Origin of the sequence: Paenibacillus sp. FSL M7-0896, from assembly GCF_037975415.1 — a bacterium.
Taxonomy (GTDB): Bacteria; Bacillota; Bacilli; order Paenibacillales; family Paenibacillaceae; genus Paenibacillus_AQ; species Paenibacillus_AQ silagei.
Genome location: NZ_CP150250.1, coordinates 5,659,708 through 5,686,465, shown reverse-complemented (window position 1 = coordinate 5,686,465; position 26,758 = coordinate 5,659,708). Strand labels below are relative to the sequence as shown.

Below are 26,758 nucleotides of genomic sequence, written 5' to 3'. Positions count from 1 at the left end.
ACAAGAAGTGGATTTATGTTATTTAATTTACGCACTATTACTCTCCAGGGAACGTTAAGTGGATTTAGGGCATCTAATTTCCTCAATATGTCCTATATGTTTATTTTCAGGTTATATAAGTGTTGTTGTTCCAACTGTTGCCGGATATTCGTAGATTTACTGGTGAACAGTTGCCCTTTTTCCACTTATTTCATTGTAGCCACCAGTTAGCCCACGTGTCCTCTGATACATTTCCGCGCTCAAGCCCGTCTTACTAATATGAGGAGATGATCTGGCTGTGAGATTGAGATGGAATCGCAGAGTGTTAGGAATCTTAGCCTTCTCGACCCTGGTGATTGCCGCCGGAATAATGGCGGTTGTGCAACTGAACAACAACTACGGTGTACTGGGTCTGGTTGCCCAGCTTCAGAGCTTCCGGGTGACGGTGGACAATCAATCGGACTTTGAGCTGAGTATTCTGGAGACGGGAGTGGTAACCGGCGCATCAGCGGAGGCCTCAGTAGACGAAGTTGGCAAGATACTCAAAAGCGGAAAAACAGTAAAAATTAAGCCCCGGCTTAGCTTAAGCGGTGAAGGCGGAGTTTATCTGAAGTATTCGGACCCGAGAGAACCGGACGTTCCCAAAACCATCGGAGTATGCTCCTACACCGAAACTTTATCCGGATATTCCAAGGTCATAATCACGAATGACAAGGTGACGGTTAAAGAGAAGTGCAGCTAATCTATGGAGGCTGACTGCTATTTTGGCAGCTTGGTCTCCAAATATCCCCTTTAATTTCCCTCTGCGCATTTACAATCCAGATATTTGCAGATTTCCAGTAACATTTGTAACTGACGGGCTTCCAATATATTGATAAAAATATTATGTAAGCGCAGTCTATTTGATGAACTGGGGGAATATTTGTGAAAAAAGTTACTAAGTTAATGCTCGTGGCCGGCATCTCATTGGCACTGGTCGGGGTAGGGAACAGCGGCGCTCTGAACAATGTTACTTCGGCGGCGAGTGCACCGCTTAAGGTGGGCCGGGTGGAAGCGGCTGCCCATGGCACCAAATGCTTCACCGTAGCGGTTGCTGTAGTCCAGAATGGCGTAATCGTTGCGGCTTCGCTGGATGATTATCAGTTCCTGGGCAGCGATGTAGCTACTGGCGTACCGAACTCGGACAAGGATTTTGGCAAGAATTACAAAGACCCTAATATGGTGCTGGCCTCCAAGAAGACCAACGCCAAATACTACAGTGAGCACATGACGGAAGAAGCCAAATCGACAGTAGCCTATGACAAGAACCTGGCGGCTATCGAGAAATTCGCAACAGGCAAAACTATAAAATCCCTTGAAGCTACACTGACTAACAAAAGCAAAGAGCAAGTTGTTGACGCTGTAAGCGGTGCAACTCTGGTGGATACTCAAGGTTACCTGAAGGCCATTCTAAGTGCGGCCAAAGCTGCAAAATAAACAGCTGTTCCATCATTTAAACGATGTTAACCCCTTCATGGCTGCGGCTGTGGAGGGGTTTTGCTATGCTGTTTCCATTTGTCGACAGACCGGCTCCGCTGTTAAAGAGAGTGGCACCCCTGCAATTATGGGTATAACAGTAATAAGTACAAATACATCAGCATGCGCGAGTATTCATAACTGGGGGGAAGGCCATGAAATGGCAGGGTAGAAGAGGCAGTTCTAATGTGGAAGACCGCAGAGGCCGCGGCGGCGGAGGCGGGGGCAAGCTGATTGGCGGCGGAATCAGCGGGATTGTGATTATAGTAATTGTTACGCTGCTGAGCGGCGGGAACATCGGCGATATTATGGGGAATCTGACCTCAACCGGTTCGGGCACAAACTCAAGCGTCCCCTATGAACAGAGCGCCCAGGAGAAGGAGCTGTCCGAGTTCGTGTCCGTGGTGCTGGCCGATACCGAGGATGTCTGGTCCGATATCTTCAAGGAGCAGGGAATGACTTACCAGGATCCGACGCTAGTGCTCTACAGCGGCAGCGTGAATTCTGCCTGCGGAACCGCGAGCTCGGCCGTCGGCCCGTTCTATTGCCCGGGGGATGCCAAGCTGTATATCGATCTCAGCTTCTACGATGAGCTGCAGCAGCAGTTCAAGGCGCCGGGCGACTTCGCCATGGCGTATGTGATTGCCCACGAGGTGGGTCATCATGTGCAGACCCTGCTGGGCGCTTCCGAGCAGCTGAATTCAGAGCGCCAGCGTCTCAGCGAGACTGAATTCAACAAGGTTCAGGTCCGCTTCGAGCTGCAGGCCGATTATTATGCCGGGGTATGGGCGCATCATGTTCAGGGCCAGAATCTGCTGGAGGAAGGAGATCTCGAAGAGGCGCTAACTGCTGCGAGCGCGGTGGGTGATGATACGATCCAGAAGCGGGCGCAAGGGTATGTGGTGCCCGACAGCTTCACACACGGAACCTCCGAACAACGCAAGCGCTGGTTCTATAAGGGCTTTAACTCCGGCACGATTGCCGGTGGAGATACCTTCAAGGCTGCTGAACTGTAGCCGCCGGCATTCCGAAATAAGAACACTAAGAGCCGCCCATCCGCTTGACGGAGGACGGCTCTTGTTCTTATTAGGGACATTATTATGAGGAGCCGTTTCTGCTCCGCCGGGAAGCTGGAATGTATGCTAAAAACAGCATACAATGTGCTCCCGCGCAGGCGCCCGGACCGAATGTATGCCAAAAACAGCATACAATGTGCTCCCGCGCAGGCGCACGGGCCGAATGTATGCCAAAAACAGCATACAATGTGCTCCCGCGCAGGCGCCCGGACCGAATGTATGCCAAAAACAGCATACATTGTGCTCCCGCGCAGGCGCACGGACCAAATGTATGCCAAAAACAGCATACATTGTGCTCCCGCGCAGGCGCACGGGCTAAATGTATGCCAAAAACAGCATATAATGTGCTGCCGCGCAGGCGCACGGACCAAATGTATGCCAAAAACAGCATACAATGTGCTTCCCGCGCAGGCGCACGGGCTAAATGTATGCCAAAAACAGCATACAAAGTGCTCCCGCGCAGGCGCACGGGCCGAATGTATGCCAAAAACAGCATACAATGTGCTTCCGCGCAGGCGCACGGATCAAATGTATGCCAAAAACAGCATACAATTTGGCGGGTTCTGCCCGTCCCTCTCACGCCGTCCCCCTGCGCGGGAACATGTGCTTACGGCTGCACATCATTCCGGTAAGACAGACGGTTGCGGCCAAGCTTCTTGGACTCCAGCAGGAGCTGGTCGGCATAGACATACCCTTTTTCCATAGAGGTCTTCTGATCCGGGTCTGCCTTATAGTAAAAGAGTCCGAAGGATGCCGAATAGGGCACGCGGATGATCTGCTCCTCGAATTCTGCACTTACGGTGTGACCGTGAAGGCTGTCCAGAATCTCCTGAATCTGCGTCCTGCACTCCTCGAAGGTCTTGTCCCTTAGAAAGAGCGTGAACTCTTCCCCGCCGCTGCGGAACAGAATATCCTGCTCCTGCAGATGCTTCTGCAGCGTCTTGGCAAAATGAACAATAACCCGGTCACCAACGGCGTGGTTGTAGCTGTCATTGATTTTTTTGAACCGGTCGATATCCGCCACTACAATTCCGATGTACTCCCCGCTCTGGTTCAGCTCCTTCATCATCTTGTCCATATGCGCCCGGTTATAGGTTCCGGTCAGGAAGTCGCGGTAAGCCATCTGCTCGAATTTGTCGCGTTCATACTTGTGCTGGGCACTCTGCGACTTCGAATAGAACGAGATACTGACTACATAGTTGAGCAGGAACAGGGCGATCAGCATCTCCCATTTCTCCATTTGCAGCAGCCGCAGCAGCAGAGCATTACTAAGAGCCACCTTGCTGAAATCCAGCAGATTCCGGCTTCGGAACAGTAGGTTCCTCGCTTCCCGGCGTGTCTTGATATCTCCCGACAAGGCAAAGGTCAGCACCAGGAAGGTGGAGGACAGCAGGGTGGTAACGCAGACCACGAGCAGGAACAACAGCCAGTATCCGAGAGGAAGCTTGTCCGCCAGGGGAGAGAGCGCCGTATACAGATAGTACGCAGCAGAGCCGCCCAGTGTGAACGAACCGATATTGTAGAAGGTATCCAGGAACTCTCCGGGATCGGCGGTTTTTGTTTTCTTTTTATAGAAATATACGATGAACCGGTATACAGTCTCGAACAGGAGCGTGCCGAGCGGACCGGCAAAAATCCCGAAGGAGGAGGTATAGCTGATGGCATAATCGATTGTTGAGTTCCCGCTCCGGGTCACAATCCGCAATTGAAAGTAGATGCTGGAGAAGATAGTGTATAGCAGTAATGCTTTTATATAGGTAGCGTCCAGGACTACAGCATGCGCGGGAATGAAGGCTATAGCCAGGGATGCGACAAATAGAAAAAGGTCAAATACCCTCGCTTTTGACATGTCGGAAATTTCCTTTCAGGATTTATACCGATTATACCCGAAAAGATGATTCTTGATTAAAAGATATTTTTGAAATTTGCAGGGAATGATCATATATCCCTTTCCGCCTGCCCGCAGCCTACATATACTATTCTGATTAGGGTGGAGCAGACTGCTCCTGTACCTAAATACATCTATAGCCGGGGAGAGGAATGCATGAAGATATTGCTGGTCACCTACTGGGGCCTCACCAATATGGGCGGAATTTGGACGTATATGAAGCAGCTGGCCGACAAGCTGGGCGAGCAGGGCCATTCCGTTACACTGATGGGCAGCCATGTGGAGAACAATACATTGTATTTGCTCAACCGGACGGAGTCTTTTGATAAAAAAGCCTTCTATTCGCTGCTGCTGCCCCAGCTTGATATCGGCCGGTTCCCCTCGCTGCATCTGGAGCATGGCATCTTCAGCTTTGAGCTGGGGCGTTACGTATTCGAGGGCGGCGCCGCTGTGCTGGGGCTGGAGGAATATGATGTCATTCATGCCCAGGACCCTATAGCCACATATGCACTGCGGCGGATCATGCGCCGTCCTGTTCCGCTGGTCGCAAGTGTTCATGGGGCATTGACCAAGGAGACCTACTATGAGTACAAAGGACTTGAGCCCGGACTGACCCGGGAGGCCTATGAGCAGCGGCCGATCTGGAGCTACTTCCGTAGGCTTGAGACACTGGGTGCCCAGGCGGCTGACCAGATTCTGGTCTCTTCGGAGTGGATCGGACAGCTTACGCAGAGCCTGGGGGTCAGCCCGGACCGTATTCATACCTTGCCGTACGGGTTGGACCTGCATCAATATGCAGCCAGGGCCGCAGAGACGCCGCCGCTTCAATTTGCAGAAGGAATCCCTGTAATCATGTATGCCGGACGTCTTGAATATATTAAAGGCGTCCATGTGCTGATAGAGGCGCTAGGCATTCTGGAGCAGCGCTGTCAGCGGTGGATCTGTGCGGTGGCCGGAATCGGCAGCCTCCTGGAGGAGCTCATGGAGCAGGCCCGCCTGCTGGGTATCGCCGGGAAGGTCCATTTCACCGGGAAATTGAACAATATTCCGGCTGCACTCCGGGCTGCCGACATCTATGTGCAGCCCTCACTCCAGGATACGCAGCCTTTCTCGGTTACAGAAGCGCAGCTTGCCGGGATCGCGCCGATTGTCGCCGGAACCGCAGGCATGCCGGAGATGGTCCGGCAGGGAGAGACGGGCTGGATTGTTCCTCCCGGAGATGCCGCTCAGCTCGCCCTGCAGATGGAGCAGCTGCTGGGGGATGAGGGACTGAGAAGACGCACCGGCCTCCAGGCTAAGCGCTGGGCAGAGCAGACCCGTTCGCTGGATGTCATGGCTGCGGGTACGCTGCATGTATACCAGAGAGCGGTCAATCTGCGGGCGGGCCGGCCGGGAATTCCGGATCACCTCCGGTTTGGGGAAGAACCGGGCGCGGGTGCGCTGCCGGCAGCTTTTCATCCGGCAGATGTGCTTAACGAGGGTGATCCGGGGAATCCGCTTGCCGTAACGATGCGTGTCAAGCTTCCGCAGCACTACTCTATTCCTGATGCACGTACGGCCCTTCCTCCCCTGGCATAGGCGCTGTCCGCAATTGAAGCGGCAAAGTTGTCATGCCTGCCTGATTGAAGCATATACATGAGGGGAGTAACATTTTGGGCTTATACTCTGGGCTTGTCTCAGGGATAGATTATGCCAAGAAGGAGGACATTTCCCGTGTTTGACCAGTCCCATGGCTTGCGGTTTGATATTTATGAACGCATTCACCTTTCGGAAGAGCTTCCGGGAATAGCAGAGCTGGAGGAAGTCGAGCTGGTTCCCGACATCCAGGTCATCCAGCGGGAGGACCGGGCCGAGCTGCACGGACAACTGCTGCTCACCGGACTCTACCGGGGGGAGGATGACCTTACACAGCGTCTGGAGCATGCAATTCCTGTTGAAATCACTGTTCCGCTGACCCGGGTCAGCTCACTTGATGACATAGGGGTGGAGATCGAGAATTTCGATATTGATCTGCTGACGATGCGAACCGTCAACATTACCGGAGTGCTCTCGCTACGCGGAATCGGAAGTGCAGATGTACAGCCGGCCTGGCAGCAGGAGGAATACACGGTAGCGTATTCGCCGGAGGCAGGAGACAGCAGGGCGGCTGAGGAGATAATCCGCAATCCCGAGAATGATACCCTGTATGAGAATTCGCTCTGGACCTATGGCGAAGGGACTGCAGAGGGCTCTGCGGAAGATCAGAACTCCGCTGCTCCGGCTGAGGCAGCAGCTGAGCCGCTGTACGCGGAAGATACTTCTTACAGCCAGCCCGCGGCCTATCTCTCCACACCCCTGAAGGACAAGGAACCCAGAGTAAGGACCCATAGCCTGGATACGGCTTCTTCGGCAGGCAGCAAGCCGGCGGCTGATAAGGCCTCCGCTCACTTCCTCACCTCCAGAGAGAAGACGGCACCAGCGGCTGTGAACGGCTCGGTTCAGGAGGACACCACGCTTCAGACAGGCACCGCTGCCTTGAACACTGTGGATCATTGGGGCAATGCGAAGCTTCATGCCGTGTCGCAGCCGGAGCCGGTGTTTACCTCCGCTGCCAACGATGCTGCTGCGCTGTTTGAAGGGAACGAAGGAGGGGAGGCGGCAGAGGAGATCCAGGCCACAGACAATGAAGTCTTCCTGTCTGCGGAATCTTTGTCTCCCCAGGAGGAGAAGCAGGATCTCAAGGTTGCCCTTGGCAGCAAAAAAGAACCGGGAGCCGCCGAGCAGGAGCCGCTCACCTTCTCCTCGCTGCTCAGCGCAAGCCGCGCCAACAGAGAGCAGGAGGAGCTGCTCTCGGGCAATATAGACTCTGTAGCGCAGGCTGTTCCTGAGGCAGGCAATGATACAGCGTGGAAGAGCCGGTTCATCGGCGGGATGGGCGGGACAGAGCTGTTCCGCAAGGTACGGCTCTGCATCGTGCAGCGGGAAGAGACGCTGGATACCATAGCCGAGAAATACCAGCTAAGCACCCGGGAGCTGACTATGTATAACCGGCTGTCCGGTCAGATTGTAGAAGAGGGACAGGTATTATACATTCCTTGAGATTGACGCTGTGCGGAGAATTCAGGCTTAACAGGAACAGCCCTTGCCTTACGGATGGGGCTGTTCCTGTTTCTTTGTTGTATAGGAAATTATGATTCTCTTCTGTTGTAGATAAGTGTTTTTTACTTGTGCCCTGAATGTATGCGGAAAACAGCATACATTTGCTGGCGCGCGGGCATGTGCCCCGAATGTATGCGGAAAACAGCATACATTGTGCTGGCACGCAGGCATATGGCCCGAATGTATGCGGAAAACAGCATACATTGTGCTGGCGCGCAGGCATATGTCCCGAATGTATGCGGAAAACAGCATACATTTGCTGGCGCGCAGGCATATGTCCCGAATGTATGCGGAAAACAGCATACATTTGCTGGCACGCAGGCATATGTCCCGAATGTATGCGGAAAACAGCATACATTTTGCTGGCGCGCAGGTAAGCCGTTTCCACTTCCCAAGCGTTTTTTATTATGCGGCCTGTATATACGATCTCCGCTTCTGGTTTACAAACCGTTCAGCCGGGGGTAATAGTCACTACCGGCCTACATACATTACACATTCAGGCAGCTATGCGCTGGTACACTACTTCTGGAAGGATGATATATCACATGAAGAGAAAAGTGGCAGCCACTGCGGCCGCACTAAGCTTGACGCTCACAGTCTCGGCCGGTGTCTACGCCGCCAGTAATCTGCAGGAGATCAAGGCGCTCCTGAACAACAAAATCGGGATCGTCGTGAACGGCCAGGCGTACACGCCCAAAGACGGCAACGGCAAAACCCTCGCCCCGATTACCTATAACGGCATCACTTATCTGCCTGTACGCTCCATCGGCGAAGCGCTGAACACTGCTGTTACTTACGATGCTTCAACCAGCCGGGTCATCATCGGTGATGCTGCAGCTCCGGCTGTCTCCTCCGGCGGCTCGTCCACTGGAACACCAGCAGATTCTGTGAAGCGGCCGAAGAGCCTGCCGGCGGATTTCCCGCTTCCGGCGGACGCGAAGATATTTGATCTGATCGAAGGCTCGGCGACCGGTAAGCCGTCCGCAACCTTCAGCTACCGTACGAAGCAGAGCCTGGAGACGCTCGGCAATACGTACAAGGACTATTTTGTGCAAAAAGGAGCTACCTCCAAGTCTGAGGAAGTCTCCGCCTCAGCCTTCTCGATTATTGATGCCGGAAGCACATTCTCTGTTACGCTGGATGGCGCTCCCGGAACGGGCAGCCATCAGGGCTTCAATGTGGTTCAAGTGATCTGGAGCGGGGAGTAGGCATCAATGTACGTCTGCTGCGCGCCCTTTGTGTATATGCTGGTTGACTAGGGATAACACTGAATGTATTATTGAACTAAGTAATAACTAGCATAAAGACTGGGAACGGGAAGAGTAGGCGGTCAGCCCTTCAGAGAGCGGGATTATCATTGGTGTGAATTCCCGCAGGATGCAGCCCCCGAAGTCGCCCCGGAGTTGCCCTTCTGAGCTTGTCTTCATCATGAAGACGGGTTAGGATGCGGCCGGTTGCAGCCGTTACCCTGCATGAGTGTCGCGCTAAGCTTCAGGAACCTGTAAGGGAACTTAAGGCAGTGGTTTATTTTTTATTGGCGCGAAACAAAGGTGGTACCGCGAAAGAATGGCCTTTCGTCCTTTGAGACGAAGGGCCTTTTTGTATTCTCAGAAACCGCTAGCTACTCAATACATTTAACAGTGGAGGGTTCACAATGGCTGATAACAACAATGCAGCAGCAGAGCTGCCGAACGGGCAGGAAGCGGCAGAAGCTACCGCTTCAGCTAATCACAAGCAGAGCGACATGCCGACTACATATGATCCGGGAGCGGCAGAGAAGAAATGGTATGCGTACTGGATGGAGAAGGGCTTCTTCGAAGCCGGCAAGCGCCCGGATGCGGAGCCTTACAGCATCGTGATTCCGCCGCCGAATGTAACAGGAATGCTGCATATCGGACATGCGCTGGATTTCACGCTTCAGGATGTGCTGATCCGCACCAAGCGGATGCAGGGGTATGATACCCTGTGGCTGCCGGGTACAGACCATGCAGGGATTGCTACACAGACCAAGGTAGAGCAGAAGCTGCGCCAGCAGGGAATCTCCCGCCATGATCTGGGACGCGAGAAGTTCCTGGAGCAGGTGTGGGCCTGGAAAGACCAGTATGCAGAGACAATTCATGACCAGTGGGCTAAGATGGGCCTGTCCCTCGATTACTCCCGCGAACGCTTTACCTTTGATGATGGAATGAAGAAGGCGGTAAGCAAGGTATTTGTGGAGCTGTACCAGAAGGGCCTGATCTATCGCGGCAAGCGGATTATTAACTGGGACCCGGCTGCCCGTACAGCGCTGTCGGATATCGAGGTTGAATACAAGGAAGTGAACGGGCATCTGTACCATCTGCGTTATCCGCTGAAGGATGGCAGCGGCCATATCACGGTGGCTACCACGCGGCCCGAGACGATGCTGGGCGATACAGCGGTAGCGGTACATCCGGAGGATGAGCGCTATAAGGATCTGATCGGTAAGACGCTGATTCTGCCGGTTACCTTACGTGAGATTCCGGTTATTGCCGATGAATACGTAGATAAGGAATTCGGCAGCGGTGCAGTTAAGATTACACCGGCGCATGATCCGAACGACTTCGAGATGGGAGTCCGCCATAACCTTCCGCAGATCAACGTAATGGATGAAGGCGGAGTGATGAATGAGGAAGCGGGCGCTTACCAGGGAATGGACCGCAGCGACTGCCGTAAGGCCATCGTAGCCGACCTGAAGGAGCAAGGCGTGCTGATCTCCATTGAGGATCATGTACACCAGGTTGGGCACAGTGAGCGTTCCGGGGCCGTAGTAGAGCCTTATCTGTCCACCCAGTGGTTCGTCAAAATGCAGCCGCTGGCAGAAGCAGCCATCGCTGCACAGAAGGACGGTGACGGGGTCCATTTCGTGCCGGACCGCTTCGAGAAGACGTACCTGAACTGGATCGAGAATGTCCGCGACTGGTGTATCTCCCGCCAACTGTGGTGGGGCCACCGTATTCCGGCCTGGTACTCTGAATCCACCGGGGAGCTTGTAGTTGCACATGATGAAGAAGAAGCACGCCGCATCAGCGGGCTGTCCGACCTGAAGCAGGATGAGGATGTTCTGGATACCTGGTTCAGCTCGAACCTCTGGCCGTTCGCTACCTTAGGCTGGCCTGATCAGGACAGCAGCGACTATCAGCGTTACTATCCGAACAATGTACTGGTTACCGGCTACGATATCATCTACTTCTGGGTAGCGCGCATGATTTTCTCAGCCATGGAATTCACTGGCCAGAAGCCGTTCTCCGATGTGCTGATGCACGGACTCGTACGCGATGCCGAAGGACGCAAGATGTCCAAGTCTCTGGGCAACGGTATTGATCCGCTGGATGTTATCGAGCAGTACGGCGCTGACGCCATGCGCTATATGATTACTACCGGCAGTACAGCGGGCCAGGATCTGCGGTTCCGTATGGAAAAGGTAGAGCAGGCGCGTAATTTTGCCAACAAGATCTGGAATGCCTCCCGGTTCGCGCTGATGAATCTGGAAGGCGTAGCCTTTGAAGATATTGACATTACAGGTGAGCTTGGCACAGCGGACCGCTGGATTCTGCACCGCCTGAACGAAACTTCCCGCGATATTACGCGTCTAATTGACTCGTACGAGTTCGGCGAGACCGGACGCCTGCTCTACAACTTCATCTGGGATGATCTGTGTGACTGGTATATTGAATTCGCCAAGCTCTCGTTATACGGAGCGGACGCAGCTGCCAAGGCCAAGACTCAGTCTGTTCTGGCTTACGTGCTGGACCGCACACTGCGGCTGATTCACCCGTTCATGCCGTTCATTACGGAGGAGATCTGGCAGCATCTGCCGCATCAGGGCGAATCCATCACCTTGGCCGAGTGGCCGAAGTACGATGCGGCGCTTGAGAATCCGCAGGCAGTATCAGAGATGAACCTGCTGATGGATATTATCCGGGCCGTTCGCGGTATCCGTGCGGAAGTGAATGCGCCAATGAGCAAGAAGGTCGAGCTGATTATCAAGGCCGGCAGCCAGGACACCCTGGACATTATTTCCCGCAACGACAATTACATCGGGCGCTTCTGCAACACCTCTTCCTTCGAAGCAGGCCTTGCGCCGCAGACGCCGGATAAAATGATGTCCGCCGTGGTTACCGGAGCGGAGCTGCTTCTGCCGCTGTCCGGTCTGATTGATATCGATCAGGAGATTATTCGTCTCGAAAAAGAAGTTCAGACCCTGAACAGCGAAGTGGAGCGTGTGGAGAAGAAGCTCAGTAATCAGGGCTTTGTGGCCAAAGCTCCGGTGAAAGTCATCGAAGAGGAACGGGCGAAGCAGGCGGATTATTCCGACAGACGCGAGAAGGTGCTGGCCCGTATTGCAGAACTGAGAGGATAACAGACATGGAAGAGATCACCCGGAGCGGCGCTGCCACTCCCTTAAGTTCTTATACAGAAGCCGTAGACTGGATCAACAGCCTGATTCCTTTTGGAATCCGGCCGGGTCTGGAGCGGATAGAGCTGCTAATGGAGAAGCTCGGACATCCGCACCGGAAGCTTAAGTTCATTCATGTGGCGGGGACCAACGGCAAGGGCTCGACCTGCGCCTTTTTGACCTCGGCCCTTATTCAGAGCGGATATTCGGTGGGGACCTTCACCTCTCCTTATATCACGAAGTTCACGAACCGGTTCCAGTACAACGGGACGGATATTCCTGAGGAGACGCTGCTTGCGCTTGCCAATCAGCTGCGTCCGCTGGTCCAGGAGATTGCGGGCACTGAGCTAGGCTCACCGACCATGTTCGAGGTGGCGACGGCGCTCGCGATTCTCTATTACGGCGAAGTCTGTTATCCCGATGTAGTCGTATGGGAGACGGGGCTTGGGGGAAGGCTGGATGTAACGAATATCGTTACTCCGGTTGTGTCGGTCATTACCAATGTGGGACATGACCATACCGATGTGCTGGGAGATACGCTTACGCTGATTGCCGGCGAGAAAGCCGGGATTATTAAGCCGGGCGTTCCTGTAGTCAGCTGTGTAAGCCAGCCCGAGGCTGTAGCTGTATTGAAGGCCAAGGCGGCGGCTACCCGCTCGACACTCTATTTAGCGGGAGAAGATTTCAGCTATAGTAATGTTGAGCAGAGAGACGGCTGCCAGCACTTTACCTTCAATGGGCCATTCCGCGGGCTTGAGCTGGATATTGCTATGAAAGGCGAGCACCAGCTGGAGAATGCGGCCGGGGCCATGATGACGCTTGAGGTGCTGCGGCAGTATATGGCCTTCATGCTGGAGGACGAGGATGTGCTGGAGGGCTTCCGGGGCACATTCTGGGCCGGAAGACTGGAGGAAGTGAGCGTCTCGCCCAGAATTATTCTGGACGGCGCGCACAATCCGGAAGGGGCTGAGAGCCTTGCGAAGAGCCTTCCGCAGTTCCAGCCTTACGGTAAATTAAATTTGCTCATGGGGATGCTGGCAAATAAGCATCACGAGTCGTATCTCAAGCATATACTGCCTATAGTGGATACGCTCATCCTGACCGAACCGGATTTCCGTAAGAAAATGGACGCGGAAGATCTGCAGGCGATCGCAGAAAGTCTGCGGAGTAAATATGCCAAGGAAAACTTGGAAATCATAGTAGAACGTAATTGGGGCCAAGCGCTGCAGAAGCTGCAGACGATCACAGCGGACGATGACCTTGCAGTTGTGTCCGGAACGCTGTATTTGATTTCTGATGTGCGCAGTACGCTTTTACGGCAACCCGATTCTGAAAAAGGCTGGTGACGAACTGTTGGATACTACTGAACGTGTGCATTTTATAGGGATCGGCGGCTATGGTATGAGCGCGATTGCCCGGGTGATGCTGGAGATGGGATATACAGTTACAGGCTCTGACGTAGCTGCCCAGGAGTTAACGGAGAAATTGATTGCCAAAGGTGCCAAGGTCTTCATCGGGCATACGGCGGAGCAGGTAAAAGGCGCGGATCTGGTCGTCTATTCCACGGCGCTTGCCGCGGATAATGTGGAATGGGTGGAAGCGGAGCGTTTGAAAATTCCGATTCTGCACCGCTCGCAGATGCTGGCCCGGCTGCTGAATGAACGCAAGGGCGTTGCGGTGGCAGGAGCGCACGGCAAGACTACCACCTCTTCCATGATTGCTCTGGTGATGGAAGACTGCGGCGTGGACCCTACCTACATTATCGGCGGGGAGATTATGAATGTCGGCACGAATGCCAAAGCGGGACAAGGGGAATTCGTCGTGGCAGAAGCCGATGAGAGTGACGGCTCGTTCCTGCAATACCATCCTTGGCTGGGAATCGTTACGAACATAGAAGCTGACCATCTGGAGAACTACGGCGGCGACTTCGGCAAGCTGAAGGATGCTTATGTTCAGTTCATGAATCAGCTGCGCGAGGACGGGACAGCTATCGTATGTGCGGATGATGAGAATCTGAAATCCCTGCTGCCTAAGGTAAAAGGTACAGTGATCAGCTATGGGATCGAATCAGAGACGGCTGATTATACAGCGACTGATATTGTTCTCGGCGACCGGCAGGTATCCTATACGATGAACCATGGAACTGAGGTGCTAGGCCGGATTGAGCTCTCTATTCCGGGACAATACAATCTGTATAACTCCATGGCGGCAGTGATTTCTTGTCTGAAATCGGGCATTGCCTTTGAAGCCATTGCGGCTGCGATTGTGAAGTTCCATGGCGCCAAACGGCGCTTCCAGGTGCTGGGCGAGGTTGACGAGATTCTCGTCATTGATGATTATGCGCATCATCCCACAGAGATTCAGGCTACGATCAGCGCCGCCAAGGCAACCGGCAAACGCATTATCGCCGTGTTCCAGCCGCAGCGCTACACGCGTACCTTCTTCCTGCTGGATGCGTTCAGCCGTGCGTTCAGCGAGGCGGACGAAGTGATTATTACCGATATCTACTCCCCTGCGGGTGAGAAGCAGATTGAGGGCGTCACCTCCGCCAAGCTGGTAGAGCTGATCGTACAGAACAGCAACGCCGGTGCGCGGCATCTGCCGACGAAGGAAGCTGTGCTGGCAGATCTGCAGAACCGGATCGCTCCCGGTGATCTGGTCATCACCATGGGTGCAGGCGATATCTGGAAGGTCGGTTATGCGCTGGCAGACAGCCTGAAGAACCGGTAAGATAGCATCGCATTGATTACAGAAACGGCTCTACATTCCTTTAATAGGGAGTGTAGGGCCGTTTTTTGCATACGAAGTTACTATATTCCCCATAGAATCGCAGGATTGAGCGCCAGCTCGGCAGCGGGGAAGGAACTGCGTGGTCAAGCACCCGAACTTGGGTAATAGATCCTAGATGTCCCGGGCAGTCCAGGGCGAATTGATCATTGGAGAGTAGGAGAAGAGGCCATGAAGGAATCGTTGCTATTCATTTCCGCAGAGAATCCATATCCGCAGGATAGCGGGGGCAAGCTGAGAACAGGCAATATTCTGAAGCTTCTGCTCGCCAAATATGAGGTAGAGCTTATCACCTATGCCAATCCCCGGAAGACAGGGATGCCGGAGGGACTTCCGTCACTTACAGTGCATGAAGTAGAGCGTACGGTCAGCTACCGCAGAGCGCTTCTCCGTTCCCTCTATACCTGGCGGAACTGCTCGTATATGAGCCATGTTGATGTGGACATGAAGGCCAAGATTATAGAGCTCTGCAGCCGGAATTCCTACGGTCATGTATTTATTTCGCACAGCCTGCTGGGCTGCTGCATCGACATTGTACAGCGCTGCTTGCCTGACATTGTGATCATTACCGATGCGCATAATTTCGAGAGCGGACTGTCTGCACAGCTGGCAGGCGGTAAAAAGGGGATCGCCAAGGTCTACTATTTCCTTAATGCTATATGGACGCGCAGGGATGAGCTGAAGCTGATGGACAAGACCCATCTGCTGCTGACGACTTCGGAAGAGGATGCTCTGGCCTTCAAGGCACTGGCTCCAAGCCGGTCGCAGAAGGTTCATGTCATTCCCAATTTCATACGCATGGAGGATTACCGGGCCAAGACGTTGCTGTCCAAGGAGCAGTGGATTATTCTTCCGGGTAATATGAACTACTTCCCTAACATTAACGCAGCCCTCTACTTCTACCGTGAGGTATATCCTCTGATTAAGGCGAGGGTACCGGACATTAAGTGGTATATTGTCGGACGGGATGTGCACCCGGAGGTAGCGGCACTGGCCTTGAAGGATTCGTCTATCGTCATCACCGGGTATGTGGACAGTGTGGCGGATTATATACGCAAGGCGCAGGTGGTCGTAGCTCCGCTCCTGGAAGGCAGCGGGACAAGGCTGAAAATTCTGGAAGCCTGGGCGCTGAGGACTCCTGTCGTATCCAGTTCCAAGGGGGCAGAAGGGCTGCTCTATGAGCATTCGCAGAATATTATGATTGCCGATGACCCGGTTTCCTTTGCCGATAGTGTGACACTGCTGCTTCAGGATCATGAAAGAGGAGTAGTGCTTGCGGACCGTGCATACGAGATTCTGCTGGCGAATTATGAGGCGCAAAGTGTCAAGGATAAGCTGCTTCGTCTGGTCTGAAGGGATGTGGAAGGTGGAAAAATTATTTTTCCCCATAAATCGACAACCTTCTCAGAGGGATTGCGTTACTATAGATCTACATCGAAAGTTTCACATTTCTGGGCTGGATGTCATCCGGCCTTTTTTGTTTCGTACATATTCATACACATTTACATAGAACCAAGGAGCTATAGCCATGAGAGAGAGAATGCTGTTCCTTTCTGCCCGTAGTCACACACCGGGAGACCGGGAAGGAGACATCAGAACAGAGAATTTCCTTAATATGCTGCTGGAGCGGTTTGATATTGATCTGCTGGAGTATTGCTACCACCGCCGCGAGACGCAGATTCTGCGCAGTCCTGCCCTGACCGTGCATCAGGTGAAGCGGCCTGCGTCCACCCGCAGAAGCCTGCTGTTTCCGCTGAACAGGCTCCGCAAGGATGCCTCGATGATCGGCAATGACAAGTCGCTGCGGGCGGTAATAACCGAGATGTGCAGCCAGCATGCCTACAGCCATGTGTTTGTCTCATATGCCATGCTCGGCAATGGGCTGGATCTGGTCGCCTCGCTGCTTCCCGGGGCTGTTATCGTCACCGACGCCCGCCGTGCCGGTGGTATACGGGTGCAGAGCCGGGCGGCTGGCAAGCGGGGAATAAGTACAGGCTACCGCAAGCTGAATGATGCGCTGATCCGCCGCGAAGAGCGCCGGTTAATGAACAAGACCAGCCTGCTGCTGGCTGCTTCAGAAGATGAGGCGCTGTCCTTTAAGGCGCTATCCTTTGCCGATGCAGGCAAGGTGCATGTTGTTCCGCCGTACATTAATCTGAGTGCCCCCCCTTATGCAGCTGCGGGAGATACTGCCAAGGATAACTCCATCGTTCTGCACTGGAACATGTATTCTACTGACGGCAAGAATGCAGCGCTGCTGTTCTTCAAGAAGGTATATCCGCTGATTCGGGCGGCGGTGCCGGATATCCGCTGCTGCATTATTAGCAGAGAGGTGCACGCAGAGGTCGCAGCTGCCGTCCGGAAGGACTCTTCTATTTTAATTATCAGTGAAGCTATACAGACAGCCGATTATATCCGCAGGGCCAGAGCTGTGGTTGCCTCATGCTGCGAGGACTGCGGCGCTCAAAGCAGCATTCTGGAGGCCTGGGCCCTCCGCACGCCGGTGGTCAGCAGCCTGAAGGGCTCGGAGGAGCTGCTCTGTGAGCCGGGACGGAATATCCTGCTGGCAGGAACAACGGCTGACACTGCGGATCATCTGATCAGGCTGCTGACCACGCCGGAGCTTGGCTCCATTATTGCAGATCAGGCCTACCGGACACTGAGCAGGCATTATGCAGCAGACGGCGTGAAGGCGAAGCTGCTTAGTCTGGTGTAAATATATTAAAATAGCATATCTCTCTCGCATCTTTCATATCTTTCAGTATAGAACTGAAGATCGCGAGGTGAGGGTATTGAATAACGGAAGAATGACATTCCGCTTCGACGGGAACCAGGGCAGACAGCGGACAGAGACGGCAGAGCGCCGGGCAGTGAACGAAACCGGTGTGGTTCTGGAGAATAAGGACACTGACAAGGTGCGGCGCGGGGAAATTAAGACATCCTCCTATTCCAAGGCTGATGAATATATTGTGGATCTGGAGAAGGTGGAGTTGCCCCGGCCTGTAGAGGCAGATTACTTGAAGCCCCCGGGCTCCGGCCGCCGGAAACCGAAAGCTCCTGAGGATAACTATGATTTGGGGCTGTATTCTGTTGTCCGTCCTGCTTCTGCAAGGCATCTATGGGAAGAGAGTGAAGATTCGGAGGATCATTCCTTCTATGGAGGGGCAGATGAAGAAGGTCTGCATTCAGCAGATGAGTACTACCCGCTGTATGAAGATAACCGTGAATCCGCTACAGACAGTCATGATCCATCCGGAGTTCAAGGGAATAGCTACGGCGGCTCTTATCATACCCGCCGTCCCTCGTATTGGTGGAAGTTCGCACTGTCCGTCGCTGGAGCGCTGGGAACGGGAATTCTGCTCGGATACGCAGCCCTGTCGTTCATCACAGGAGGGACGGGGGAGACTTCTAAAGCTCCCGGCAATGAAGCGGTTAAGACAGGGATTACTCAGGGGCAAAAGGCGGCAAACAGCGGTAACGCGGCAGACATTACGGGCGTGCCTCCTGAGCAGACGGGAGAAGCGGTGAGCACGCAGATTCCGGTTCAGGTTGCGCCGCAGAGCTATTATCTGCTGCAATATGGCGTCTTCAGTACACCGGCAGGAGCGGAGCAGGCCCGGCAGGAGCTGCTGACCGCCGGCCTTGCCGCAGGTCTTGACCCGGCAGACGGCAACCGTGTGTACGCCGGATTGTCTCCTGACCGTGAGCAGGCCAAGCTGCTCAGCAATGGCCTTAAGGGGCAGGGCATCGAGCTGTACGTGAGAGAAGTGGCCCTGCCAGCGGTGAACCAGGTCCGCTATACCGGAACGGCGGCGGCGGTGGACAGCTACTTCAAGCTTAGCAGCCAGCTGTTAAGCGAGCTCAGCAGCTTGTCTGCCTCCCTGCTTGGCGGGGGGGACAGCGGGAACGCTGGCGGAGCGGTAAGCGATCTCCATATGCAGTGGACCCAGGCAGTCAAGGCACTGGAGCCGGGCCTCACACCGGAAGGGCAGAGAATCGCTGACGGGCTGGAGAAATCTATGAGCCAGGGGATAGCCGCCTTGAACGAATACAATAAGAATAAGGCGGAGGGGCTGCTCTGGGAGGTGCAGGAGGCCATGATGAGCTTCCTGACCGGCCAGAAAAGCCTGTTGTCCGCCATGAGCTGACAGCTGAGGCGTAATTCACCGCTGACTATAGGCTAAATAAATGATCCCCCGTACCAGGCGTTTGCCCGGCGGGGGATTGCTGTATTTCCAGACGTAATCCTGCGGTGTGATAAGTTCCGCAGGCTGCTTACGTGGTAAACATTCCCTGGATGGATTTTGAGTTTGTATTGCACTCCGTTTCACCGTATAATAATTAGGGTGTCAAAAAATGGCGAGGGAAGACTTGAATGAAGAAGAAAAATGTAGGAACACTGCTGTTATTTCTTATTCTGGGCTGGCTGGCCGGAGCCTGGATTGCCAAGCTGCTGGAACCTGTACAAGCTCTGTCTTTTCTTACAGCTTCGACTGTTCTCAAGTGGTCGCCGCAAGCCGATTTAGACATCATAACCTATGACATCACAATCCATTTGAAACTGTGCCTGCTCAGTCTTGCCGGGATTATTACAGCCGTGTGGCTGTACCGCAGGCTGTAGCCTTAGCTGGCAGCATCAAGAAGGGACGTTAATTACAGTGGAGCATGATAATTCGCGGCATATTATTCTGGCCTCAGGTTCGCCGCGGCGGCGTGAGCTGTTAGCCTCGCTTGGCCTGCCCTTTGAGGTGCTGTCCAGCGATGCTGATGAGAGTACGCCGCCTGAATGGAGCCCTGAAGCTATTGTACGGAATCTGGCGCTGCGTAAGGCAGAAGCTGTGATTCCTGTTGCAGGAGACCGGGATGCCGTTATTATCGGCAGCGATACGATCGTTGTGCTTGACGAAATGGTGCTCGGCAAGCCGGCGGACGAGCAGGACAGCGCCAGAATGCTGGGCATGCTGCAAGGCCGGACGCATCAGGTATACACCGGGGTGGCCTGCATCGGTTCCGCAGAGGGACGTACCCTGGTAGATCATAGGGTAACCTCTGTAACTATGAGAGCAATGAGCGAAGAGGAAATCTCCGCTTACATAGCGACCGGGGAGCCTGCCGACAAAGCCGGCTCTTACGCGATACAAGGACTGGGCGCCACCCTGGTGGAAGAAATTGAAGGCTGCTATTTTAACGTGGTCGGTCTGCCGTTGTCACTGCTGAGCGGTATGTTGTCCGGGTTTGGCATTTCGGTGCTGAACCGGTAAGGGTAGCCGAAGAAAGAAGGTTAGGGATGGAGTCGCAATCATTTATGCTGCGTGACCTCCCCCATGAAGAACGACCACGAGAGCGCATGATGCATTATGGGGCGGAATCATTAAGTCAAGCGGAGCTTCTGGCTATCCTGCTGCGCACAGGTGCGCACCGTGAATCAGCCCTTCTTATCGCCCAGCGGCTCTTGAGCCATGCAGGCGGTCTCCGCGGACTGGCGGATCTGAGCATTGAAGAATTGACAACAATTAACGGCATCGGCCCTGCCAAGGCCGTGCAACTCAAAGCAGGCATAGAGCTGGGAAGACGTATGGCGAATTCCAGGCTTACCGAACCGGTCATTATCCGCAGTCCCCAGGACGCGGCGGAGATTCTGACTGAGCAGCTGCGTTATTTGCAGAAGGAGCATTTTATCTGTCTGTTCCTGAATACGAAGAATCATGTTATTGCGCAGGAAACATTGTCCATGGGTAGCCTTAATGCCTCCATTGTGCATCCCCGCGAGGTGTTCCGGGCAGCCATGAAATGCAGCAGCGCAGCAATTATATGCGCACATAATCATCCGAGCGGTGATCCTACACCAAGCCCTGAAGACATCTCACTGACTTCCAGGCTGATGCAGGCAGGCGAGATTGTCGGCATTGATGTGCTGGATCATCTGGTGATCGGAGACAGCAGCTACGTAAGTTTGAAAGAGAAAGGCTACATGTAATACAATTGTCTAGATTCACATGGAAAAGGAGCATACAAGATGTTAGGTGGTTTTACGAAAGACTTAGGAATTGACTTGGGGACAGCGAATACGCTTGTCTACGTGCGCGGTAAAGGAATTGTTGTCAGAGAGCCGTCCGTGGTTGCTATTAATACCGATACTAAGACGATAGAAGCAGTAGGGGAATCCGCCAAAAAAATGATCGGACGCACACCGGGTAACATCCGTGCCATCCGTCCAATGAAGGACGGGGTCATCGCTGATTTCGATACTACAGCAACTATGATCAAATATTTCATCCGCCAGGCCCAGAAGCAGCGCTCGATGTTCCAGCGCCATCCGAATGTCATGGTGTGTGTGCCCTCCGGAATTACAGCCGTTGAACAGCGTGCGGTAGAGGATGCTACGAAGCAGGCCGGAGCGCGGGAAGCTTACATTATCGAGGAGCCTTTTGCTGCTGCCATCGGTGCAGATCTTCCTGTATGGGAGCCAACCGGAAGTATGGTTGTAGATATCGGCGGCGGAACTACCGAGGTGGCGGTAATCTCACTCGGCGGTATTGTTACCAGCCGTTCTGTACGTGTGGCAGGGGATGATGCAGATGAGTCTATCATCCAATACATCAAGCGCCAGTATAACCTTATGATCGGTGAACGTACCTCCGAGCAGCTCAAGATGGATGTGGGCTCTGCCCTGCCGCTTGAGAAGGCTGAGACGATGGAGATCCGCGGACGCGATCTGGTAACCGGTCTGCCGAAGACGCTGACCATTACCTCCGATGAAATCTGTGAAGCTCTGTCCGATACTGTGAATGCAATTGTTGAAGCCGTGAAGGTTACGCTGGAGAAATGTCCGCCGGAGCTGGCTGCCGATATTATGGACCGCGGCATTGTGCTTACAGGCGGCGGCGCACTTCTGCGCAACCTGGACAAGCTGCTGGCGCGTGAGACCGGAATGCCGGTGATTGTAGCCGAGAATCCGCTGGACTGTGTTGCAATCGGCACAGGCAAGGCGCTGGAGAATATCCACTTATTCAAGAGCCGCAGCAGTTCGGGCCTCCGCTCCAAACGCTAGGATCATGCGGACTGTGAACGTCAACCCCTGAGGTTGGAGAAATACGGTTATTAGAGGGTGCTCGAGATTGTTCAAGCTGTTTAACAATAAACGACTGTTTATATTGCTGATTACACTGGTTACGTTTATCGTTCTGATGGGCTTCAGCCTGGGGCAGAGGAAGACCCTGTCCTGGCCGGAGAACTTCCTCAGAGATACGACCGGATTCGTGCAGAAATTGTTCTACAAGCCCGCTGGATACGTAGCGGGCTTCTTCCAAGATATCGGGACTCTGAATGAGCTGGCCGAAGAGAACAAGCAGCTTAAGATTCTGGCTGCGCAGTATGCCCGGGATAAGGCGCAGTTAAATTTTATTAAAGCTGAGAATGAGCGCTACCAAAAGGATCTTAAATTCACGGAAGCCCAAAAAAACATATATAATTATGAATATCTTATCTCTAATGTGGTCAGTGTAACGACAGAACCGGGCAATAATACACTTGTTATTGATCTAGGTGCAAAAGATGGCATCAGGCTGAATATGTCCGTAACTTCTATTGAGGGGCTTGTAGGAGTTGTAAGCAATGTGAGTAACTTCACCTCTACCGTGAAGCTGATGACGATGATGGATATCAACGACCCCAACTCACAGCCTCCTATAGCAGCAACCGCTGTTAACAAGGAAGGCAAAACCTTTGGAATGATTGAGAGCTATGACCAGCAGACCGGAATGCTGCTGATGAACAAAATCCCCGTAGGCGATCCGATTGCCAAGGATGATATCATTATCTCCTCTGGGATTGGCGGACGTTATCCGCGCGGTATGCCTATCGGCACGGTGGAAGAAGTGAAGATCGGACAGTTCGGATTAACCTCTACAGCGATTATCAAGCCGGCGGCAGAATTCCAGGACTGGAAGGAACTCTTCGTTGTCTATACGGAGGAGCGTGTAGAATAGTGAGGATGCGCAGACCTGTCCTGATACTTTTGTTATTCTTTTTATTTGTTCTGGAAGGCACAGTGCTTCCCTGGCTGATTCCTGACGGCTGGCAGATGCGGATTATTCCTAATCTCGTCTTCATCGTCATTCTGTTCGTAACGGTATACCATCACCGGCATACAGCACTTATTCTGGGCTTGTCGTTCGGAATGCTGCATGATGTGGTCTTCTATGGCCGCATACTGGGTGCTCATTCCTTCGCTATGGGTTTATCTGCGTACCTGATCGGGCTGATATTCCAGATTCCCCGTGCTCCGCTGCCGCTCATGATGACAGTGGTGCTGCTGGGCAGTTTGCTGGAAGACAGTATTCTTTTTGCTATCTATAATGTGTTTAATCTAAGCCAGGAGCCATATAATTGGGCACTCTTGCATCATATGCTGCCTACCATGCTCATTCATTTTGCTGCAGGCCTGCTTCTCTACGTTCCGCTCCGGCGCCAGCTGGAGCTGCTGAAGAAAGAGACTATCGATGAGGAGGCTGCCTAAGCTGCAGCAGCATTTTCTTATCACCCAAAGAAGGAGTTTGCCCGGCCCGGCACGAATGAATGAGGATAGGGGGACAGGCATATGACAGTTAAATCCAAGCACGTAAGGATTAAGGGCATCAAGGATGGCCTGGTATTCCTGCTAGACGACAAGTGTCCCTTTGAAGATCTCTTAAGCGAGCTTCGCTACAAGCTGGAGCACAGCCATCAAAATATTCTGACCGGACCGATTGTGCATGTGGATATTAAGCTGGGCAACCGTGCTGTTACTGAAGAAGATAAAGAGGCGGTACTGGAGATCCTCAAGAGTCAGGGGAATCTGTTAATCCGTTCGGTTGAAGCTATTGAAGATCCTGAAGAGAAGGATACGGAAGCCTTGTTCATGATGAGCGGAATGCTCCGCTCGGGCCAGGTGCTGCATCATGAGGGCAATCTGCTGTTCCTCGGGGATGTGAATCCGGGAGGGACCATTACCTGTTCAGGGGATATCTATATTCTTGGAGCACTCAAAGGGATGGCACACGCCGGAATCAACGGTAATCAGGAGGCCATTATTGCCGCTTCGCTGCTCGCGCCTACCCAGCTCCGGATTGCTGAGATTATCAGCAGGCCTCCGGATGAATGGGGAACCCGGGAGAGCAGCATGGAATTTGCCTACTTATCAGGCGGTGCTATGCAAATCGACAAAATTCATAATATAGTGAAGTTACGTCAGGATTTAAATGTGTTTAAAGGGGTGTAGCCTCCATGGGAGAAGCGATTGTCGTAACCTCGGGCAAAGGCGGAGTTGGCAAGACAACCACAACAGCCAACATTGGTACCGCACTCGCCTTGCAGGGCAAAAAAGTATGTCTGGTGGATACCGACATTGGACTGCGGAATCTGGATGTTGTCATGGGGCTGGAGAACCGGATCATCTATGATCTGGTCGATGTGGCGGAAGGCCGCTGCCGGCTGAATCAGGCGCTGGTCAAGGACAAGCGCTTTGATGAGCTGTACATGCTGCCCGCAGCCCAGACCAAGGACAAGACAGCCGTTACACCGGAGCAGGTTAGGGATATCATTCTTGAGCTTAAGAAGGAGTACGAATATGTTCTGATCGATTGTCCGGCGGGAATTGAGCACGGCTTCCGCAATGCAATTGCCGGTGCTGACAAAGCAATTGTAGTTACCACTCCGGAGCATGCTGCGGTGCGGGATGCGGACCGGATTATCGGTCTCCTGGAGCAGTCATCGGTAGAATCTCCGAAGCTGGTGGTCAACCGGATTCGTCAGGGCTTGATCAAGTCCGGGGATATGCTTGATATCGAGGATATTCTGCAGGTGCTTAATATTGATCTGATCGGGATTGTACCCGATGATGAACAGGTCATCCGGGCGGCGAACAACGGGGAGCCTACCGTGATGAACCCGGACTCCTTAGCAGCGATCGCCTACCGTAATATTGCCCGGCGTATTCTTGGCGATGCGGTGCCGCTGATGCAGCTTGACCAGAAGACGGGCGCCTTTAAGAAGCTCAAGAAATTTTTTGGAATGGGCTGAATCCCGGCCACGCACTTATACACGGCTATCTTCTGTTAAGAGCCCGCTGCTGAGACATCAGCAGCGGGTTTATTTTTGTTGTGCAGTAACTTGGACAGGGCTTGTTCTAAAGCGGCTTCCGCCACTCATAAAATGGAAGTAAAACAAGCCCGCCGGAGGGATCATTATGGAATACCCGAGAGAGTCCAAGAACCGCCGCAAGAAGCGTATACAAAATCTGCTGGAGGAGAAGCCGGCAGCCGGAGCAGCACCAGCACCAGAGCGGTTCCGGCTGTCTGACAGTCCTCCCTCCTTCAGAGAATGGGGGGCTGGGGACAGGAATGAATTGGCCTCTTCCCCTGAGCCTGACCCCGAGACGGTGTGGAAGCAGCAGCGTAACCACTGGGAAGAGGAAGACGGGAGGGGACCGGGGCAGGGCTTCCGTGCTGGTCTGCTGCGGCGGACGGTGGCCAGTCTTCTGGTCTTCGGCGCAGTATGGGGCATTTTTGCCGTGCAGGAGCCATGGGCCGTGAAGGCACAGTACTTTATTACAGACATCCTTAGCAATGATATGGATTTTGCAGCAGCACAGGTGTGGTACGAGGAACATTTCAATGGAGCCCCGTCCTTTATTCCGATTTTCGGAGATGAACAGGTACCGGCGGAGAAGGTGACAGCCGCCCATGAGCTTAGCGCTCCGCTTGCAGGAAGTATTGTGCGTCCTTTTGCCACTTCGCTTAATGGCATTGAAATTATACCGGCAGACGATTCAAGTGCCAGTGTCACGGTGAAAAGTGTAGATACGGGCCGTGTGCTGGCCGTTTCAAAGGAAGCCCGGGGAGGCATCCGTATTACGGTCCGGCATACCGGGGAGATCACGGCAGAATACGGTCATTTGAGCGGGACACGGCTTGCGGTGGATGACTGGGTACAGAGCGGAGACGAAATAGGCTGGATTCAGGGGACGGAGGATGCCCGGGTTCCGTTGCTGTTTTTTGCAGTTATGAAAGACAAGACTTATATTGATCCGGCCGAAGTGGTATCGTTTGATTAGGGTCTGCGGTATTGAATTGTCACTGCATCCGCTCTTTGTGCTGATTCTCATGGTATCCGTGCTTACCGGACAGTTCCTGGAGCTGCTAACCTTGTTCCTGATCGTATTCATTCATGAGCTTGGACATGTATGTGCGGCGCTGCTGGCCGGAATTAACGTGAGATCGGTGGAGCTGCTGCCATTCGGCGGCGTTGCGGTTATAGAGGATCATGGGCGGCTTACGGCTGTCCGTGAGATCGGGATTGCCCTGGCCGGTCCGCTGCAGAACGGAATTATGATTCTGATGGCGCTGGCGCTTAAGCAGGTGGAGTATGGAAATATCGCCTATCTGGATTATTTTATCGGAGCCAACGCCATGATCGCTCTGTTTAATCTGCTGCCGGTGCTTCCGCTGGACGGTGGCAAAATCCTTCAGGCAGCCCTGAGTCTGCTGCTTCCGTATTATTACACGCTGCTGTGGACCGGCAGAGTCAGTATTGCGGCCAGCCTGCTTGTGATAGGGTACGCTCTGCTTCCGCTTGGGAACGGGGACGGCCTCCGCCTTAACCTGCTGATGATCGGAGCGTTTCTGCTCTATTCTAATTGGACGGACCAGCGTAATTTGCCGTACCGGTTTGTTGGTTTTTTGATGAACCGTGAGCGGATTTATGAGCGGTATCTAGTGGCGGAGAACATTGCCCGCCCAATAGTTGCCTCGCTCGCGAAACCTTTGGATGAGATATTGCGTCTATTTAAACGTAACCATTATCATTATATCTATGTGATGAACAACGACAGGGATATCGTAGCCGTTGTGCCGGAGCAGCGTCTGATTGCTTCGTATTTCGGAAAGTAACAAGCGAGTAACGATTCAAACCAGAGGTGAA

23 protein-coding genes and 1 other annotated feature are annotated in these 26,758 nt (G+C 53.5%); of the genes, 22 read left to right on the top strand and 1 reads right to left on the bottom strand.

All coding sequences use genetic code 11. From position 1 onward, the window contains the following. Positions 1–301: 301 nt before the first annotated feature. The 3 genes from MKY12_RS24490 (at position 302) to MKY12_RS24480 (ending at position 2,510) form a co-directional block, all read left to right on the top strand. Entirely contained in the window at positions 302–721 is a 420-nt protein-coding gene (locus MKY12_RS24490) for a hypothetical protein (protein WP_339250536.1), read from the top strand. A 182-nt stretch (positions 722–903) separates the two neighbouring features. Beyond that, a complete protein-coding gene (locus MKY12_RS24485; RefSeq protein ID WP_209876979.1) occupies positions 904–1,455 on the top strand; it encodes a hypothetical protein in 552 nt (183 codons plus the stop codon). Positions 1,456–1,649: 194 nt separating this feature from the next. Further along, positions 1,650–2,510: a neutral zinc metallopeptidase gene (locus tag MKY12_RS24480; protein WP_209876981.1), complete on the top strand. Its 861-nt coding sequence runs from the start codon at positions 1,650–1,652 to the stop codon at positions 2,508–2,510. 667 nt (positions 2,511–3,177) lie between these two features. Here the strand turns inward: MKY12_RS24480 and MKY12_RS24475 are convergent. Further along, positions 3,178–4,419 carry a GGDEF domain-containing protein gene (locus tag MKY12_RS24475; RefSeq protein WP_339311292.1) on the bottom strand — a complete coding sequence of 414 codons (1,242 nt, stop codon included), beginning with the start codon at positions 4,417–4,419 and terminating at the stop codon, positions 3,178–3,180. 195 nt (positions 4,420–4,614) lie between these two features. Between MKY12_RS24475 and MKY12_RS24470 the strand changes: the two genes are divergently transcribed. The 19 genes from MKY12_RS24470 (at position 4,615) to MKY12_RS24380 (ending at position 26,727) form a co-directional block, all read left to right on the top strand. Then, a complete protein-coding gene (locus MKY12_RS24470) occupies positions 4,615–6,036 on the top strand; it encodes a glycosyltransferase family 4 protein (RefSeq protein ID WP_339250528.1) in 1,422 nt (473 codons plus the stop codon). Between the two features lie 135 nt (positions 6,037–6,171). After that, complete coding sequence (locus MKY12_RS24465) at positions 6,172–7,536, top strand: LysM peptidoglycan-binding domain-containing protein (RefSeq protein ID WP_339250526.1); 1,365 nt, start codon at positions 6,172–6,174, stop codon at positions 7,534–7,536. Between the two features lie 605 nt (positions 7,537–8,141). Continuing rightward, on the top strand, positions 8,142–8,804 hold the full coding sequence (locus tag MKY12_RS24460; protein WP_339250524.1) for a stalk domain-containing protein: 663 nt from the start codon (positions 8,142–8,144) through the stop codon (positions 8,802–8,804). Positions 8,805–8,896: 92 nt separating this feature from the next. Continuing rightward, positions 8,897–9,181 (top strand) — a binding site (T-box leader). A 159-nt stretch (positions 9,182–9,340) separates the two neighbouring features. Then, positions 9,341–11,977, top strand: a complete 2,637-nt coding sequence (locus tag MKY12_RS24455) for a valine--tRNA ligase (RefSeq protein ID WP_339314971.1) — start codon at positions 9,341–9,343, stop codon at positions 11,975–11,977. Positions 11,978–11,982: 5 nt separating this feature from the next. After that, on the top strand, positions 11,983–13,359 hold the full coding sequence (locus tag MKY12_RS24450) for a folylpolyglutamate synthase/dihydrofolate synthase family protein (protein WP_339311290.1): 1,377 nt from the start codon (positions 11,983–11,985) through the stop codon (positions 13,357–13,359). Positions 13,360–13,366: 7 nt separating this feature from the next. Then, the gene (murC, locus tag MKY12_RS24445; RefSeq protein WP_036725920.1) at positions 13,367–14,743 is read left to right on the top strand and encodes a UDP-N-acetylmuramate--L-alanine ligase; all 1,377 of its coding nucleotides are present in this window, start codon (positions 13,367–13,369) and stop codon (positions 14,741–14,743) included. A 228-nt stretch (positions 14,744–14,971) separates the two neighbouring features. Continuing rightward, entirely contained in the window at positions 14,972–16,153 is a 1,182-nt protein-coding gene (locus tag MKY12_RS24440) for a glycosyltransferase family 4 protein (RefSeq protein ID WP_339311289.1), read from the top strand. 175 nt (positions 16,154–16,328) lie between these two features. Further along, positions 16,329–17,516 (top strand): glycosyltransferase, encoded by a 1,188-nt coding sequence (locus MKY12_RS24435; protein WP_339311287.1) that lies wholly within the window; start codon positions 16,329–16,331, stop codon positions 17,514–17,516. A 76-nt stretch (positions 17,517–17,592) separates the two neighbouring features. After that, a complete protein-coding gene (locus MKY12_RS24430) occupies positions 17,593–18,948 on the top strand; it encodes an SPOR domain-containing protein (protein ID WP_339311285.1) in 1,356 nt (451 codons plus the stop codon). Between the two features lie 227 nt (positions 18,949–19,175). After that, complete coding sequence (locus MKY12_RS24425; protein WP_036698966.1) at positions 19,176–19,421, top strand: DUF4321 domain-containing protein; 246 nt, start codon at positions 19,176–19,178, stop codon at positions 19,419–19,421. Positions 19,422–19,458: 37 nt separating this feature from the next. Next, the gene (locus tag MKY12_RS24420) at positions 19,459–20,061 is read left to right on the top strand and encodes a Maf family protein (RefSeq protein WP_209877001.1); all 603 of its coding nucleotides are present in this window, start codon (positions 19,459–19,461) and stop codon (positions 20,059–20,061) included. Between the two features lie 26 nt (positions 20,062–20,087). Next, complete coding sequence (gene radC / locus MKY12_RS24415; RefSeq protein WP_036725914.1) at positions 20,088–20,777, top strand: DNA repair protein RadC; 690 nt, start codon at positions 20,088–20,090, stop codon at positions 20,775–20,777. Between the two features lie 39 nt (positions 20,778–20,816). Beyond that, positions 20,817–21,851, top strand: a complete 1,035-nt coding sequence (locus MKY12_RS24410; protein WP_036725912.1) for a rod shape-determining protein — start codon at positions 20,817–20,819, stop codon at positions 21,849–21,851. 67 nt (positions 21,852–21,918) lie between these two features. After that, positions 21,919–22,788, top strand: a complete 870-nt coding sequence (gene mreC, locus MKY12_RS24405) for a rod shape-determining protein MreC (protein ID WP_339250510.1) — start codon at positions 21,919–21,921, stop codon at positions 22,786–22,788. Next, entirely contained in the window at positions 22,788–23,318 is a 531-nt protein-coding gene (gene mreD, locus MKY12_RS24400) for a rod shape-determining protein MreD (RefSeq protein ID WP_081751172.1), read from the top strand. Before mreC ends, mreD begins: the two co-directional genes overlap by 1 nt. 81 nt (positions 23,319–23,399) lie before the next feature. Continuing rightward, positions 23,400–24,059: a septum site-determining protein MinC gene (gene minC, locus MKY12_RS24395; RefSeq protein ID WP_036698972.1), complete on the top strand. Its 660-nt coding sequence runs from the start codon at positions 23,400–23,402 to the stop codon at positions 24,057–24,059. Between the two features lie 5 nt (positions 24,060–24,064). Continuing rightward, positions 24,065–24,859 (top strand): septum site-determining protein MinD, encoded by a 795-nt coding sequence (gene minD, locus MKY12_RS24390; RefSeq protein ID WP_036725909.1) that lies wholly within the window; start codon positions 24,065–24,067, stop codon positions 24,857–24,859. Between the two features lie 166 nt (positions 24,860–25,025). After that, entirely contained in the window at positions 25,026–25,892 is an 867-nt protein-coding gene (locus MKY12_RS24385; RefSeq protein WP_036725905.1) for a M23 family metallopeptidase, read from the top strand. Beyond that, positions 25,885–26,727 (top strand): M50 family metallopeptidase, encoded by an 843-nt coding sequence (locus MKY12_RS24380; RefSeq protein ID WP_036725904.1) that lies wholly within the window; start codon positions 25,885–25,887, stop codon positions 26,725–26,727. The genes MKY12_RS24385 and MKY12_RS24380 overlap by 8 nt, the downstream gene beginning before the upstream one ends. The last annotated feature ends 31 nt before the right edge of the window (positions 26,728–26,758 follow it).

Bases quoted from the DNA above. Each gene is read 5' to 3' on its own strand.
- MKY12_RS24480 (WP_209876981.1), top strand. From the start codon at position 1,650: ATGAAATGGCAGGGTAGAAGAGGCAGTTCTAATGTGGAAGACCGCAGA.
- MKY12_RS24475 (WP_339311292.1), bottom strand. From the start codon at position 4,419: ATGTCAAAAGCGAGGGTATTTGACCTTTTTCTATTTGTCGCATCCCTG.
- MKY12_RS24470 (WP_339250528.1), top strand. From the start codon at position 4,615: ATGAAGATATTGCTGGTCACCTACTGGGGCCTCACCAATATGGGCGGA.
- MKY12_RS24460 (WP_339250524.1), top strand. From the start codon at position 8,142: ATGAAGAGAAAAGTGGCAGCCACTGCGGCCGCACTAAGCTTGACGCTC.
- MKY12_RS24455 (WP_339314971.1), top strand. From the start codon at position 9,341: ATGCCGACTACATATGATCCGGGAGCGGCAGAGAAGAAATGGTATGCG.
- MKY12_RS24450 (WP_339311290.1), top strand. From the start codon at position 11,983: ATGGAAGAGATCACCCGGAGCGGCGCTGCCACTCCCTTAAGTTCTTAT.
- MKY12_RS24440 (WP_339311289.1), top strand. From the start codon at position 14,972: ATGAAGGAATCGTTGCTATTCATTTCCGCAGAGAATCCATATCCGCAG.
- MKY12_RS24435 (WP_339311287.1), top strand. From the start codon at position 16,329: ATGAGAGAGAGAATGCTGTTCCTTTCTGCCCGTAGTCACACACCGGGA.
- MKY12_RS24425 (WP_036698966.1), top strand. From the start codon at position 19,176: ATGAAGAAGAAAAATGTAGGAACACTGCTGTTATTTCTTATTCTGGGC.
- radC (WP_036725914.1), top strand. From the start codon at position 20,088: ATGGAGTCGCAATCATTTATGCTGCGTGACCTCCCCCATGAAGAACGA.
- MKY12_RS24410 (WP_036725912.1), top strand. From the start codon at position 20,817: ATGTTAGGTGGTTTTACGAAAGACTTAGGAATTGACTTGGGGACAGCG.
- minC (WP_036698972.1), top strand. From the start codon at position 23,400: ATGACAGTTAAATCCAAGCACGTAAGGATTAAGGGCATCAAGGATGGC.
- minD (WP_036725909.1), top strand. From the start codon at position 24,065: ATGGGAGAAGCGATTGTCGTAACCTCGGGCAAAGGCGGAGTTGGCAAG.
- MKY12_RS24385 (WP_036725905.1), top strand. From the start codon at position 25,026: ATGGAATACCCGAGAGAGTCCAAGAACCGCCGCAAGAAGCGTATACAA.